Here is a 14,462-nt window from a genome sequence, read left to right as displayed (position 1 = left end):
AAATATGATTTCAATGGTTAGAATTGATGACCGTTTAATTCACGGTCAAGTAGCAGTAATGTGGAGTAAGCAATTAGGTATCAGCAGAATTGTAGTTGCAAATGATAAAATTGCAGCAAATGACATGCAATCAAGTGCTTTAAAGATGGCTGCTCCAGCAGGAATAAAGGCATTTATTTTACCGGTTCAAAAAGCAGTAGAGTTATTAAATGACCCTAGAGCTGCAAGTATGAAAATTTTAGTGTTAAGTAATAATCCAAAGGATATTTATGAAGTACTTCAAGGAGTTAATGAAAAGCCATTATTAAATTTAGCGAACTATGGACGTATTGGTGGAGCTTTATCTGAAAAAGAAAAACTAACTGATACAGTATATGTGACTAACGAAGACAAAGAAACTTTCAATAAAATATTTGACATGGGATATGATTTTGAATATCAACCTTTACCAAGTGATCAAAAACAATCATTAAAACAATTATTAGGAGGGAAATAAAATGTTAATGAACGCACTTATTGTAGGATTAGTAGTAATGCTTGCAAAATTTTTTGACTGGTGGGGCGGTACAGCTTTTCAAAGACCAATTGCTTGTGTATCATTATTAGGTATTTTATTAGGTCATCCAGTTGAAGGTATTATTATGGCTGCCCAATTAGAACTAGTTTTCTTAGGTAATGTTAGTTTAGGTGGAGTTATGCCATCTGATTTTACATTAGGTTCAATTTTTGGTGCAGCATTTGCAATGATTTTAGGAACTAGTATTGAAGAAGCTATTGTACTTGCAGTACCAATTTCAATGCTTGGAACATTATTGTATTCTTCTATGAAAATAGTTGTAACATCTATAGTGCCAAAGTTTGAAAGTTATATTAAACATAAAAACATAAAAGGTTTTAAAAGATTATGGTTAATTCAAATTATTTGTTTTGAGACAGCTTACTTCTTGTTAGGATTCTTTGCAATTTTAGCTGGTACTGATGCTGTTAAGGCGTTAATCAGTGCAATTCCATCTTGGGTACAAGCTTCAATGACAGTTGCTGCAGGTATGTTACCAGCTGTAGGTATGGCATTATTATTAAAATCATTATGGGAAACAAGTTCTGCAGCATATTATTTCGCAGGATTTGCTTTAGGAGCCTTCTTCTTCTATAACAATACAACAGGTGCTAAGCTTGTAGATGGAGCTATTCAATTAACAGGTGCTTCTACTAAAATGTTATCTTTGGTGCAAATATCATTTATTGGAGCTATAGTAGCTGCGCTCGTAATATATTCAGAATTGAGAAAAACTAAAAAAGAAACTGTAACAGTATCAAATGGAGATGAAAGTGAGGATTTCTTCAATGAGTAAAATTGTATTAGATAAAAAAGCAAAGAAGCTGGTTAGAAAAGTATTTTGGAGAAGCATGTTCTTAATGTTCTGTACATCTTATACAAAACAACAAGGAACAACTTATGGATGGACAATGATACCATTCTTAGAAGATATCTATGGTAAAGAAACACCTGAATTTTATGAAGCAATGTCAAGAAATCAAGATTTCTTTAATACAAATACAGGAATGTCGCCATTTATATTTGCATTAACGATTTCTATGGAAGAAGAGCGTAAAGCAACATTAGAGAGAGGGGAAGAATTTGATTCACATTCAATTGAAGCAGTTAAAGTATCACTAATGGGACCTTTTGCTGGGATAGGTGATTCAATTTACACAGGAGCATTAAGAATTGTTGCCACTGGTATTGCTTTAGGTTTCTGTCAACAAGGATCAATTTTAGGACCACTTCTTTTCTTATTAGTATTTAATGTACCTAATATGCTAATTCGTTGGTTTGGCGGTGTATATGGGTATAAATTAGGAAGTTCATTTGTAGCTGATGCTATGAAAACTGGAAAAATAGCAGCATTTACAAAGGGATTTCAAGTTTTAGGTTTAATGATGGTAGGTGCTATGTCAGCTCAATTTGTTAACTTCAAAACATCTTATGTAGCAGACTTTGGAGGTGCAAAGTTTAACTTACAAGCGGTGTTTGATCAAATATTACCAGGATTATTACCATTATCATTGACAATGATTTGTTTTGCATACTTACGTAAGAAAAACAAACCTGTTAGAGCATTAGTTGCAATATTTATAGCTGCTATAGTGTTTACACTTACTGGGATTACAAAATAGTAAAATTTATGCGAGGTGTACTTACTGCCTCGCATTCTTTATAATGGAGGAATAATTATGAAACATAACATTAATGAAGAAAATATAAAATGGCTAGACCAAACCTTTAAGAAAATTAAAGATAAAATGTCAGCAGAATGTGATCGTATAGGAGATAAAATTCCATACATTGCAGAAGATGGTGTGTATAGAGAAGATAAAGCAGAAACTGATACAGTTTGGTGGACAAATGGCTTTTGGCCAGGAATGTTATGGCAAATGTATCATGTTACTGGAGAAGAAAAATATAAAACAGCTGCTGAAGGTGTAGAAGCAAAATTAGATAAAGCTTTTGATAAATATACTGGACTTCATCATGATGTTGGATTTATGTGGTTACATTCAGCAGTTGCCAATTATCGTATTACAGGGAATGAAAGATCAATGGCACGTGGAATGCATGCTGCACATTTATTAGCTGGAAGATATAATCCTAGAGGAAAATTTATTCGTTCTTGGAATCGTGATAGATCAGGATGGGTTATTGTAGATAGCGTGATGAATGTTCCATTATTATATTGGGCAGCTGATACTATTAGTGATCCACGTTTTACATATTTAGCAATGGATCATGTTGATACACTTATGAAAAATACAGTTAGAGATGATGGATCTTGTAATCATATTATTGTTTTAGATCCTACTAATGGTGAATTGTTAGAAACACCTGGAGGACAAGGCTATGAATCAGGATCATCTTGGTCAAGAGGACAATCTTGGGCTATATATGGTTTTGCTTTAAGTTATCATTACACTAAAAAACCAGAATATTTAGCAACGGCTAAAAAAGTGGCTCATTACTTTATGGCTAATGTAGAGAAGACTGGAAATGTTGCAATAGTAGATTTTAGAGCACCAAAAGAACCAGTTTACTGGGACTCTACTGCTGGTGTGTGTGCAGCTTGTGGAATGTTGGAAATTGCTAAAAATGTGCCTGAACTGGAAAAAGATTTTTATATTGATGCTGCTATAAATATTTTAAAAGCAACTGATGAAAAATTCTGTAACTGGGATATAAATTATGATTCTATTGTCGCTATGGGATCAGGATCTTACGAAACTGAACATGACCGTCATGTACCTATTATTTATGGAGATTATTTCTTTATAGAAGCAATACTTAGATTGTTAGATAAAGATATTTTAATTTGGTAGCATGAAGTATAAATTAATTTGTATTGATGTTGACGGAACTTTAGTAAATTCGAACAAGGATTTACCAAGAGAAAATATAAAGGCGATTCAAGAGGCTTGGAAAGCAGGATTAAAAATAGCCATTGCCTCAGGAAGAGCACCAGCATCTGTACAAGAAATATTACGCGATTTGGGAATAGAAGGTTATGGAATTTGTTTAAATGGTTCTTATATAGTTGATGGGAATAATGAAATCTCAAGATATGCATTTAATGATAGTCAAGTAGAGATTATTCGTAAAATTGTTGAAAAGTATGATGTAAGATCTTTTTTTGCAACGCCTACATTCAATGTAACTAATAAAGAACCAGAGGGCGGATGGCTTAAAGCTATTGAAAAATCTGTAGTTAAACAAAGAAAAGTAGTTGTTTGTAATAATGGTGAATTAGAAAATGAACTAAAAAAACATAGTGGTATATTGCTAAAAGTAAGTATAAGAGAAGAAGATGATAATACCTACCAAAAAGTCAGAAAAGAATTAGAAGGTATAAAACTTTTTGATGTGGCAAAGTCAGACACTCACTATATTGATGTAAATATAAAAGGCATTAACAAAGCAAAGGGCGTAAGAGATTTAGCAAAGTATTTAAGCATAGACTTATCAGAAGTTATCTGCATTGGGGATAATGAAAATGATATTGATATGATTAAAACAGCTGGTCTAGGCGTTGCAATGGCTAATTCCTGTGAAGAATTATTAGAAATATGTGATACTGTGACTTTGTCAAATGATGAATGTGGTGTTGCTAAGGTTATTTACGATTATGTATTAAGATAAAACACAAGCAAAAAAGTATGTTTATCTGTTATTTTTTAGTTGGGATTAAATAAAAAAAGGAAGATGGATGGTTAAAACATCTTTCTTCCTTTATATTTTTAGGAGGAATAATTTTATGATTAAAATAGAAAATCCAATTTTAAAAGGTTTTAACCCTGATCCATGTATTTGTAAAGGAAATGGTAAATATTATATTGCTACTTCTACTTTTGAATGGTTTCCAGGAGTACAAATTTATGAGTCTTCTGATTTAGTAAACTGGGAGCTTAAATGTGTTCCATTAAATAATATTGAATATTTAGATTTAAAAGGAATTCAAGACTCTGCTGGGATTTGGGCACCAGCTTTATCTTTCTATGAAGATAATTTCTATTTAGTTTATACAATTGCTAAACAAATAGATGGATATTTTAAAGATGTTTATAACTATGTAATAACATCAAAAAGCATTGAGGGTCCTTGGAGTAAACCAGTATTTATTAATGGATCTGGATTTGATCCATCTATGTATCATGAAGATGGAAAACATTATGTTATAAATCCACAATGGGATCCACGTCCATTAGAAGGACATAATAAATTTAATGGATTAATACTTCAAGAATTTGATTTCGAAAAAGGAATGGTTGGAGAGTCAAAGATAGTATTTCCAGGCAGTGGGACAGGTGGCTCAGAAGGACCTCATATTATAAAAAAAGATGACTATTATTACATTATTGCAGCAGAAGGAGGAACTGGAAGACACCATTCTATTTGTGTTGCAAGAGCTAAAAGTATTTGGGGGCCATATGAAGTCTCACCATATCACCCATTAATCACAGCATGGGTGAAAGATACTATATTGAAGAAATCAGGACATGGAAATTTTGTAGAAACAGATGATGGTGAATGGTACATGACACATTTGTGTGCACGTTATTTAAATAATAAAGATGTATGTGTATTAGGACGTGAAACTGCACTACAAAAGTTAGAGTGGATTGATGGATGGCCACGTATGATTCAAGGAAATAATACTCCAGCATTGGAGGTAGAAGCACCAAAGTGTGCTAAGGAAAAACAAGAGAAATCAACGGTATATGAAACAAACTTTAATATTGACATGGATATGGTTAAAGAAGGATGGATGTCTCTTCGAACACCTTTTGACAGAAAAGTTAAACTAACTAATAATGGACTAATTATTAAAGGTGGCGATTCATTAACTTCTTTACATGACCAATCTTTAATTGCTAGAAAGTGGGAGAGTTTTAAATTGTCTTCAGAAACTTGTGTGCAGTTTAACCCATATCACTATTCACAAATGGCAGGATTAACTTGTTATTATAATACAAAAGTCTGGCATTTCTTATATGTTGGATATGATGAGAAGGCAAAGAAAAGAATAATTAATATTTTAACTAATGATAACCTTTCATTTAATGAACCGTTGAAGGGGAATTATATATACGTTGAGAACAGTATAAAAAATATTTATCTGAAGGCTAAAGTTGAACAGGAAAATTTACAGTTTTATTATGCTTGTGATGATAAGGAATATAAAGCTATTGAGCCAGTTTTAGATGCTTCAATTTTAAGTGATGAGTATGCAGCTGGCTGGGCATATACAGGTGCAGTTTGCGGGATTACAGCTATTGATGCATTTAATAAGGATACTTCAGCTATGTTTAATTGGTTTAAGCAAATAAAAGAATAAATATATTAAGTATCATGAATAATATTTTAAGGAGGGATATTTTGGATAAAGCAAAAGAGATATTTACGCTTGAAGAAAAATTAGAAAATTTAAGAGATAAGCTTAATATGGAAGCTGTTAAAATTTTAAGGGATAGTAGTAAAGAAGAATATAAAGATTTAGTAGATCTAAGTAAAGAACTAGATGATGTTATAGTTAACTTCATCAAGAATTCTGTGAACAAGTCTAAAAGTATCATGAAAGAATGAATCAACTAAATACATTAGTAATTAAAATATAAAGTAATTCTAAGATATATATGTATATCGAGAGGGAAAGAACATGAAAATTAATGTACCAGATAATCGAAAAATAAGACTAATTATTAATAGTGATGCTAAAAATGAAGCAGATGATCAATTTGCTATAGTACAGGCATTACTGTCGGAAAAATTTATTGTAAAAGGAATTATTGGAGCACATTTTGGTAGAGAAAATTCAATGATAAAAAGCTACGAAGAATGTAAATTGATAGTTAAATTAACAAAACAAGAAGGAAAATTTCCAGTTGTGAAAGGTTCAGTCAAAAAAATGAAGTCTGAAACTGAATATGAGTATTCTGAAGGCGCTAGGTTGATTGTAGAAGAAGCGTTAAAAGATGATTCTCATCCTTTATACATTATCTTTTTAGGAGCTATTACTGATATGGCCTGTGCGCTGCAAGAGTATCCTGAAATTCAAGATAAAGTGAATATTGTCTGGATTGGAGGTGGGCGTTATCCAGAAGGAAGTCCAGAATTTAATCTAGGAAATGATATTTTAGCAGCAAACATTGTCTTTAACTCTACTGCAAACATGTGGCAGATTCCAAGTAATGCTTATAAAACAATGGTAGCTAGTATGGCCGAGCTAATGATTAAAGTAAAAACTCAAGGAGAATTAGGTAATTATCTAATACAACAGATGATAGAGTTTATTAATGAGAATATTCACATTAAGCCATGGATTAATACAGAAGCATGGATACTTGGGGATTCACCAGCAGTAGGCGTATTGTTAGAAGAACAAAAAGGATACTATGACATTATTGAAGCTCCTTATGTAACTGAAGATTTTAAATACACTTATACTGGTAAAAATAGAGATATAAGAGTATATCATACTTTAAATGTACGTTTTATTTTGGAAGATATGTTTGCAAAACTGGAATTGTTCGCAAGAGGAGAGATTTAGTATGGTTGAATTTAATTTAGAAATTGTAAATAAAGATGGAGAAGTATTATTAAGAAACACAGCAGAAGATGAAGTTACTTTAACATATCGTGGATTATACAATCCAGGAGATAAAATTATTTTAACAAGCAATAAAAAAGATATTTTTGTTGTTTTAAGATTAGAAGATAGTTTTGAATCGAGCTTCATTTACTTAAAAGGCCATCAGGCAGAATTTAAAATTCCTTTTGATAAGGAACGTAAGCCTTATGGCTTAAAAGCATTTACGGAAGAACGTCATTGGTTCTTTGCAAGAATAGCCAGAGACTATGAAATCAAAGCATATAAGAATTTAGCTAGAAATACTTTTGATACAAAAGAGAATAAGAGTATATTTCCGCATGCTTCAACAAATGTAATAACAGAAGATCCCGTATTTTTTGCAAGAAATACAATTGATGGAGTATTTGAAACATCAAATCATGGAAGTTGGCCGCATTCCTCTTGGGGAATTAACAAGCATAAGGATGCATGGCTGAAAATAGATTTTGGAAGAAATGTAAATGTAGATAGCGTAGTGTTATATTTACGTGCAGACTTCCCACATGATAATTGGTGGAAAGAAGCCGAGTTAACTTTTTCTGATGGAAGTGTAGAACATATTAATCTACAAAAAACAGGAAAGGGGCAATGTTTTGAAATTACTTCGAGAAATGTAGAATGGATAAAATTATCTAATTTGATTATGTCAGATGAACCTTCTGAATTTCCGGCCTTAAGTCAGATAGAAGTATATGGAGTGGAAGCAAATTTATGAATGGTATGACATCAGTAACCTTTAGAAAAAAGAGTGTTGACGAAGTTATTAAAATTACAACTGAAGCTGGGCTTGAAGGAATTGAATGGGGAGGAGATGTACATGTGCCCTTAGGTGAACTTTTAAAAGCAAAAGAAATTGCTAAAAAAACTAGAGAGGCAGGACTTAAGGTATTATCTTATGGGTCATATCATACACTGCTGCAAGATGATGTGAATGATTTTAAAAAAATATTAAAAACAGCCAATGTGATGGGAACTGATTGTATAAGAATATGGGCAGGAAAAGTAGATATAAATAAGGTATCAAGTGAGGAGTTTATAAAAGCGTCTCAGGAACTCAAAGTAATATGTAAAATAGCTTATGAAGAGGGAGTTTTTATTAGTTTGGAAAAGCACCGAAAAACCTTGACTCATACAACTGAAAGTACATTACATTTATTGCAATTAACTGATTGTGAAAACTTAAGAACATATTGGCAACCTAGTCTTGAACTTTCAGTTGAAGAAAACTGCAAATCAATTAGATTACTAAAACCATATATTGGTAATATTCATGTATTTAAATGGAATTATATGAAAGAGAGATTCCCTTTATTAGAAGGAAAAGAATGGCCACTCTATATTTCTGAATTAAAAGCAGACTTAAATATTCAAAGTTTTATTTTAGAATTTGTAAAAGATGATTCTGATGAAGCATTTCTAAAAGATGCAGTTACTTTGAAAAAATGGTTATGCAATTAAATAATGTAATCACTAGATTAAAAGTACATGGTCTAATGAAAGCAGATTAATTTCTTTATCTTTTATAGAGAAGAATGTTAATAAAGATTATGAACTATTAATTGAAACTGCAACAAACTATGGAAAAGATTCTGAGTTAATTATCAACTTGTTAAAAGAAATAAAAAATACAAGTAAAATTATTGAAAATGTTATTACCCAAATAACTGATGGAATTAACATTGGAAGTTCAAATGCAGATGAGATTTTAAGTAAGTCGCAAGATATACAAATAAATGTAGAAGAAGTCACAAATCAAGTAAATACTATTGTTAATGCAATTTAAGAGCAAATCGCACTTGCAGAAGAACTTAAAAAGGTTATAAATGTATATAAATTTAATTAAATAAGAACTTTAAAAATATTACCAGGACTAGAATGTAGATAAATTATAAAAATATGTTATTCTTATTCTAGTTTTTTTAGTTTGAAAATATCCAAAATCTAAAAGGAGTGTCTATAGTAGTGTCGAAGGCAGTTATTTAAAAGAATTAATAGTATATAATGAGTTTTTTAATATAAAAATAATAAATGTATAGAAAAGTAATTGAAGTATATATAAGGGTATTGAAATGTAGGTTTTTACCATAATTAGAGATGTTGTTATAGTGTCAGAAAGAATTGGCATGACAATTGCTATATCAATATAGTGACGGAAGGTATTATGACTTAAATAATTATGATTTAAATTTATATTTTAAAATATAAGATGGACAAAGAAGGTGATATTGTAAATAGTTATTCTGAAAAAAGTGATTGTAATGTTTGTCTAAAGTGTTTGGAGAGAAATATATTTTGAGCAAATTGGAGTGGAGAAAATGATAATTATAAATAAGTTTAATTTTAGAAGTGAATTTAAACGTATTCTTGCAGGAGTTATCTGTTTTAGTATTGTTGTTATGGGAGTGCCTATGGAAATTAAAGCAAGTATAAAAGAACCTACACTATTAATTACAGATTATAAACCAATTATTAGCGAATCAGTAGATGCAAGTGGATTTAAACATCCGGGTATTGGACTTACTAAAGATATTCTTGAAAATATGAGAACGGAAGTATTGACACAAAAAGAACCTTGGTATAGCTATTATAAAGAAATGATACTATCTCCAGCTGCATCAAAAGAAATTAAGTCTAATAATGAGAACAGTAAAGATCCAACAAAACCAGAAATTACTACTTTTGATAGTAAGCAGGTGCAATCAAAATTTATAACAGATGCTTTAAACTCATATACACAGGCAATTTTATACTATATAACTGGTGATGAAGTTTATAGAAAAAATGCACTGCATATTATTCGTATTTGGTCTCAAATGGATCCAACAAAATATAAATATTATACAGATGCATGCATTCATTCAGGAATTCCTCTTAATCGTATGGTAACTGCAGCAGAGATTTTAAGATATACAAGTTGTAAGACAGAGAGCTTAAAGTGGACAGATAAAGATACTACTGATTTTACAAATAACCTTATAAATCCAGTTATTGACACGCTGCAACATGATAATAATCATTTTATGAATCAGCATCTTTATCCACTTTTAGGAGCTATGGCAGGTTATATATTTACTGATAATAGAGAAAGGTATAATGAGGGTGTTGAGTGGTTTACTATTAATAAGACGGCTAAAGATCAAGGTCAAAATGGTTCTATTAAGCAACTATTCAGATTAGTAGATACAGATATAGTTACTGGAGAAAAATTAGAGGAACCAAGAGTTCAGCATGCAGAAATGGGAAGAGATCAAGCCCATGGTAGTGGTGATTTAACTAATACAGCAATTATATCACGTTTGTTACTTGCTCAAGGTACTAAAGTAGATCCAGTTGATGGAACTGCCTCTACAAAAGCTGATGCTGTGACATCATATGAATTGTTGGACAATAGAATTTTAAAGGCAGCCAACTATTTCTGGCAATATATGTTGGGATATGATACCCTATGGACACCATTAGCAGCGCATACGGATATAAATGGAAATCCAACAGTTATTTATAGAATATTTTCAGACTCTTACAGAGGCAGAATGAATACAGCTAATTTTTGGGATACCTACTATTACTATAAATATACATTAGGAATTGATATGGAAAAAGAAGCGCCATACTTTGCAGAAGCATTTTCCAAGAGACTACCTACAAATTATTACTATCAAGGAAAAGCTATAAGTGCTTGGGATAATGTAGATGGTGGAGGAGATTTCTGGCTCTATATTCCAAAGGCGGCAGAGGCCGAAGGAACAAAGTATCTTCCTAAGGAACAGCCAAATTCAGCATTAATACAAATTGATGAACGATATGCTGCCTTTGATAATAATTCTACTACAAAGAAAGAAGGGGATATTTCTTATGTAGAAGTAAAGGCGACAGAAAAAGGAAGCAAAATTGTACCTTTAAGTTTGTCTTATCCGGATCGTACAAAACCTTGTATAGTTGGCTTGAAATTTAGAACAAATGGTACAGCTAAATTAGAAATGAGTAAGGAAATTAATTCGACACCATATACTACGCTAACATTACCAGATACTAATGATGAATGGAAATATATTACTTATGATATGGGAACAGATAAGGTTTCTTTCAGTCAGTTAGATAAGGACTACAGTTTATTATACTTTAATATAGTAGGAGCAGGTACTACTGTTGATATAGATTGCCTTGATGTACAAGCGAGCAAGCATTTAACTGTTCCAACATTTAAAGCTGGAAATTCAGATTTGAATTTATTCACATATGTTGGATCAGCTGCTTCTATAACTCTTGATTTTTCAGCATCTGTTTCAAGTACAAATGCGGCAGTTACTTATCAGATTGATAATAAACCCAAATTTGCCAATTTAAATAAGAATACTGGAGAATTTTCTTGGATTCCAACAGAAGCAGGAACATATTCGTTTATAGTTTCAGCATCTGATGGGACTACAGTTACAACTAAAAACGTAAAAGTTGAAGTTTCAAATGATAGAAAATCAGCAGTAGATTTAGTAATTGAGCCGTATAATAGGAATGAAAGTTATGAGTCGTCAACTCTTTATGAATATAAAAAAGTGTACGAAGAAACAATCAAGTTAGTAGACAATAATAGCACTGATGATGAATTTTATAGTTCATTATCGAAGTTAAAGAATGCGGTTGATAAGCTTAAATTATTAACTCCATTATTAAAAGATGGAAGCATTAATTATCCAGAGATTGTTACATCATCTACAGGCAGTTATTTACCTACTCTTGTAGATGATAATCCTAATAGTTATCCAGTAGTTCCAATAGGTTCTGATTTATATTATACCTTTGATTTTGGAGCAAATTTTAGAGTTTCAGCAACTGCATTTGACATTCAGTCAAGAATGGGATTTGGAGAATTTTCAGCAGGTACTGCTATATTTGGATCTAATGATGGAACTACTTGGATTAGATTAACAGATGGGACAACAAAATATAGTGAAGAAAAGCAAAGACTTAATGTCAAGGAAGAGTATAAAAATACTCAATTCCGTTACTTTAAAATGGAAATGGTTGATCCACAACGAAGTATTGATCCAAATATTAACTTCAATTTATATGAACCGAGTGAATTTAAGATTTTTGGTGAGCGTTATGAAGTAGCAGAGTAACTTTGCTTTTAGTTAATAAATATTATTATAAAAGATCTCAAAATGACCAAGGTCATCTTGAGATCTTTTTTTCAGTGAAAACTACAGGTTATTAATTAGGGGTTACTGAGCAACCCTAATTAGATTTATAAAGGGCTCATAAGTTACATATTTTAAAATTGCATATTTAATTTATGTGATTTTTTACAAGTGTTGTGTATATTAAATAATAGTGTCGAAAAAATTTGGCACAATAATTGCTGTTAAAATATTTGATTATAGGAATAAGATATCATTAAGATTGTGAATTAAATCATGTATAAGGGAGGAAATCATTTATGGAACAATTTAAAATGAATGAAGTAAAACTTGGTGATAAATATTTTCGCAGTAGAAGAGAATTAGTTAAGCAATATATTAAAGAATTTGATATAAACAGGCTAATGCATACACTTAGAAAAAATGCAGGTATTGAGTCGACAGCGGTGCCACTAGGAGGATGGGAAGCAGAAGATTGTAGTCTTAGAGGGCATTTTGTGGGACACTTTTTATCGGCTTGTTCGCAATTTGCTTTTAGCGATGGAGATGATGAATTAAAAGAAAAAGCAAATGTTATAGTAGATATTTTTGAAGAATGTGCTAAACCTAATGGCTATTTAAGTGCATTTGAAGAAAATGTAATGGATACTTTGGAGTTAGAAGAAGATCGTAACGTTTGGGCTCCTTATTATACATTACACAAAATACTACAAGGATTAGTTGATGCATATGAATTTATTGGAAATGAGAAAGCTCTAAAGCTTGTAGAAAATTTAGCTAATTATATCTATAATAGGTTCTCTAAATTGTCTTATTGGAAGATTGACAACATATTAAGACCCGTCAGATTAAATCCAAAGAATGAATTTGGAGGTATTGGCGATGTATTATATAGCATATATGAAATAAATAAAGATGAGAAAATCTTAGAATTAGCAAAACTATTTGATAGAGAATACTTTACAGGAAACTTAGAAAAAGGGCTGGATTTACTAGATAATCTTCATGCTAACACCCATTTGCCAATGATTACAGCTGCAATGCACCGTTATAATATTACAAAAGAAGAGCGTTTTAAAACAGCAGTAGAAAATTTTTATGAATTTCTTCTTGGAAGAACTTTTGCAAATGGAAGCAGTAGTTCAAAAGCATCGCTATTTATTGAAGGCAGATGCTCTCAAAAAGCTGAACATTGGGGTAAATATAGTGATTTAACAGACAAGCTTACTGGCGGAGAAAGTGAAAGCTGCTGTAGCCATAATACAGAAAAAATAGCAGAAGATTTCTTTAAATGGACTAATGATATAAAGTATTTAGATCATATTGAAATATTAAAATACAATTCAGTATTAAACAGTGCCAGCTCAAAAACAGGTTTATCGCAATATCATCAACCTATGGGAACAGGTGCAAAAAAGATATTCAGTACATTATATGAAACTTTTTGGTGTTGTACAGGATCAGGTATAGAAGCTATGAGTGAAGTACAAAAAAATATTTATTTTAAGGATAAAGATTCATTGCTTATTAATTTATTCGTTGAGTCAAAAGTTAATTGGATAGAAAAAAACATGACTATTACTCAGCATACAGATTATCCTAATTCACTTAAAGCTTCATTTACAATAACAGCAGAAAGGCCTAAATTCTGCAAATTTATATTTAAAGAGCATAATGTGAAAAAAATAAGTATTAATGATAAATCAGTAGAAATTATAAAAAAGGATGGATTTATTATTATTGAATATACGTTTAATAATAATGACATTATCAATGTAGAAATAGAAGCTAAACTTCATTTGGTTCCATTACTAGGATGTGATGGTGTTGTAGCAATAATGTATGGACCTATATTATTGGCCGAACTTGGAAGTGAAGAATATATTGGAGAAATAAATAATGAAAATATTAATTTAGTTTTAAGTAAAACTAATGATGAGGAATTAACTTTTAGTGTTATAAATAATTCAAGCATTAAATTTATTCCATTATTTAGAGTAGAAGATGAAAAATATACAGTTTATATAAATAATAAAAAAATTAGAAATATTAAAAGAAACTTTAGTAAGGCTGAAGATGGTAGTGGAGCATATGTAATACAGTCATAAGATTCGTGACTGATATGTAAAAGCGTTATTGAATGGAGATG

At 31.0% G+C, this 14,462-nt stretch carries 13 protein-coding genes; all 13 read left to right on the top strand.

Annotated elements, in window-relative coordinates; translation table 11 throughout:
* The first annotated feature begins 4 nt into the window (after positions 1–4).
* The 13 genes from CLPUN_RS02105 to CLPUN_RS02050 all read left to right on the top strand — a co-directional run bounded on the left by CLPUN_RS02105 (position 5) and on the right by CLPUN_RS02050 (position 14,421).
* Positions 5–496 carry a PTS sugar transporter subunit IIB gene (locus CLPUN_RS02105; RefSeq protein WP_077845723.1) on the top strand — a complete coding sequence of 164 codons (492 nt, stop codon included), beginning with the start codon at positions 5–7 and terminating at the stop codon, positions 494–496.
* A gap of 1 nt (position 497) precedes the next feature.
* Entirely contained in the window at positions 498–1,352 is an 855-nt protein-coding gene (locus CLPUN_RS02100; protein ID WP_077845722.1) for a PTS mannose/fructose/sorbose/N-acetylgalactosamine transporter subunit IIC, read from the top strand.
* Positions 1,345–2,178, top strand: a complete 834-nt coding sequence (locus CLPUN_RS02095; RefSeq protein ID WP_077845721.1) for a PTS system mannose/fructose/sorbose family transporter subunit IID — start codon at positions 1,345–1,347, stop codon at positions 2,176–2,178. The genes CLPUN_RS02100 and CLPUN_RS02095 overlap by 8 nt, the downstream gene beginning before the upstream one ends.
* A gap of 57 nt (positions 2,179–2,235) precedes the next feature.
* Positions 2,236–3,372, top strand: coding sequence for a glycoside hydrolase family 88 protein (locus CLPUN_RS02090; protein ID WP_077845720.1), 1,137 nt, complete (start codon positions 2,236–2,238; stop codon positions 3,370–3,372).
* A 1-nt stretch (position 3,373) separates the two neighbouring features.
* Complete coding sequence (locus CLPUN_RS02085) at positions 3,374–4,189, top strand: Cof-type HAD-IIB family hydrolase (protein WP_077845719.1); 816 nt, start codon at positions 3,374–3,376, stop codon at positions 4,187–4,189.
* Positions 4,190–4,304: 115 nt separating this feature from the next.
* Entirely contained in the window at positions 4,305–5,885 is a 1,581-nt protein-coding gene (locus CLPUN_RS02080) for a glycoside hydrolase family 43 protein (protein WP_158078676.1), read from the top strand.
* 41 nt (positions 5,886–5,926) lie between these two features.
* A complete protein-coding gene (locus tag CLPUN_RS02075) occupies positions 5,927–6,133 on the top strand; it encodes a hypothetical protein (protein ID WP_077845717.1) in 207 nt (68 codons plus the stop codon).
* Positions 6,134–6,206: 73 nt separating this feature from the next.
* On the top strand, positions 6,207–7,097 hold the full coding sequence (locus CLPUN_RS02070) for a nucleoside hydrolase (protein WP_077845716.1): 891 nt from the start codon (positions 6,207–6,209) through the stop codon (positions 7,095–7,097).
* A 1-nt stretch (position 7,098) separates the two neighbouring features.
* Positions 7,099–7,893 (top strand): DUF7402 domain-containing protein, encoded by a 795-nt coding sequence (locus tag CLPUN_RS02065; RefSeq protein WP_077845715.1) that lies wholly within the window; start codon positions 7,099–7,101, stop codon positions 7,891–7,893.
* Positions 7,890–8,636: a sugar phosphate isomerase/epimerase family protein gene (locus CLPUN_RS02060; protein ID WP_077845714.1), complete on the top strand. Its 747-nt coding sequence runs from the start codon at positions 7,890–7,892 to the stop codon at positions 8,634–8,636. Before CLPUN_RS02065 ends, CLPUN_RS02060 begins: the two co-directional genes overlap by 4 nt.
* A gap of 148 nt (positions 8,637–8,784) precedes the next feature.
* A complete protein-coding gene (locus tag CLPUN_RS27410; RefSeq protein ID WP_158078675.1) occupies positions 8,785–8,961 on the top strand; it encodes a hypothetical protein in 177 nt (58 codons plus the stop codon).
* 532 nt (positions 8,962–9,493) lie between these two features.
* Positions 9,494–12,295 carry an Ig domain-containing protein gene (locus CLPUN_RS02055; RefSeq protein ID WP_077845713.1) on the top strand — a complete coding sequence of 934 codons (2,802 nt, stop codon included), beginning with the start codon at positions 9,494–9,496 and terminating at the stop codon, positions 12,293–12,295.
* Positions 12,296–12,612: 317 nt separating this feature from the next.
* On the top strand, positions 12,613–14,421 hold the full coding sequence (locus tag CLPUN_RS02050; RefSeq protein WP_077845712.1) for a beta-L-arabinofuranosidase domain-containing protein: 1,809 nt from the start codon (positions 12,613–12,615) through the stop codon (positions 14,419–14,421).
* Positions 14,422–14,462: the final 41 nt, after the last annotated feature.

The sequence above is a fragment of the Clostridium puniceum genome (assembly GCF_002006345.1).
In the GTDB taxonomy this organism is placed as follows: Bacteria; Bacillota; Clostridia; order Clostridiales; family Clostridiaceae; genus Clostridium; species Clostridium puniceum.
Note: the sequence above shows the minus strand (reverse complement) of the source record. Positions and strands in the feature narration are given on the sequence as shown.

What these genes read in the sequence shown, in the direction of transcription:
- CLPUN_RS02105 (WP_077845723.1), top strand. Translation starts at nt 5, where the DNA reads ATGATTTCAATGGTTAGAATTGATGACCGTTTAATTCACGGTCAAGTA.
- CLPUN_RS02100 (WP_077845722.1), top strand. Translation starts at nt 498, where the DNA reads ATGTTAATGAACGCACTTATTGTAGGATTAGTAGTAATGCTTGCAAAA.
- CLPUN_RS02095 (WP_077845721.1), top strand. Translation starts at nt 1,345, where the DNA reads ATGAGTAAAATTGTATTAGATAAAAAAGCAAAGAAGCTGGTTAGAAAA.
- CLPUN_RS02090 (WP_077845720.1), top strand. Translation starts at nt 2,236, where the DNA reads ATGAAACATAACATTAATGAAGAAAATATAAAATGGCTAGACCAAACC.
- CLPUN_RS02085 (WP_077845719.1), top strand. Translation starts at nt 3,374, where the DNA reads ATGAAGTATAAATTAATTTGTATTGATGTTGACGGAACTTTAGTAAAT.
- CLPUN_RS02080 (WP_158078676.1), top strand. Translation starts at nt 4,305, where the DNA reads ATGATTAAAATAGAAAATCCAATTTTAAAAGGTTTTAACCCTGATCCA.
- CLPUN_RS02070 (WP_077845716.1), top strand. Translation starts at nt 6,207, where the DNA reads ATGAAAATTAATGTACCAGATAATCGAAAAATAAGACTAATTATTAAT.
- CLPUN_RS02065 (WP_077845715.1), top strand. Translation starts at nt 7,099, where the DNA reads ATGGTTGAATTTAATTTAGAAATTGTAAATAAAGATGGAGAAGTATTA.
- CLPUN_RS02060 (WP_077845714.1), top strand. Translation starts at nt 7,890, where the DNA reads ATGAATGGTATGACATCAGTAACCTTTAGAAAAAAGAGTGTTGACGAA.
- CLPUN_RS02055 (WP_077845713.1), top strand. Translation starts at nt 9,494, where the DNA reads ATGATAATTATAAATAAGTTTAATTTTAGAAGTGAATTTAAACGTATT.
- CLPUN_RS02050 (WP_077845712.1), top strand. Translation starts at nt 12,613, where the DNA reads ATGGAACAATTTAAAATGAATGAAGTAAAACTTGGTGATAAATATTTT.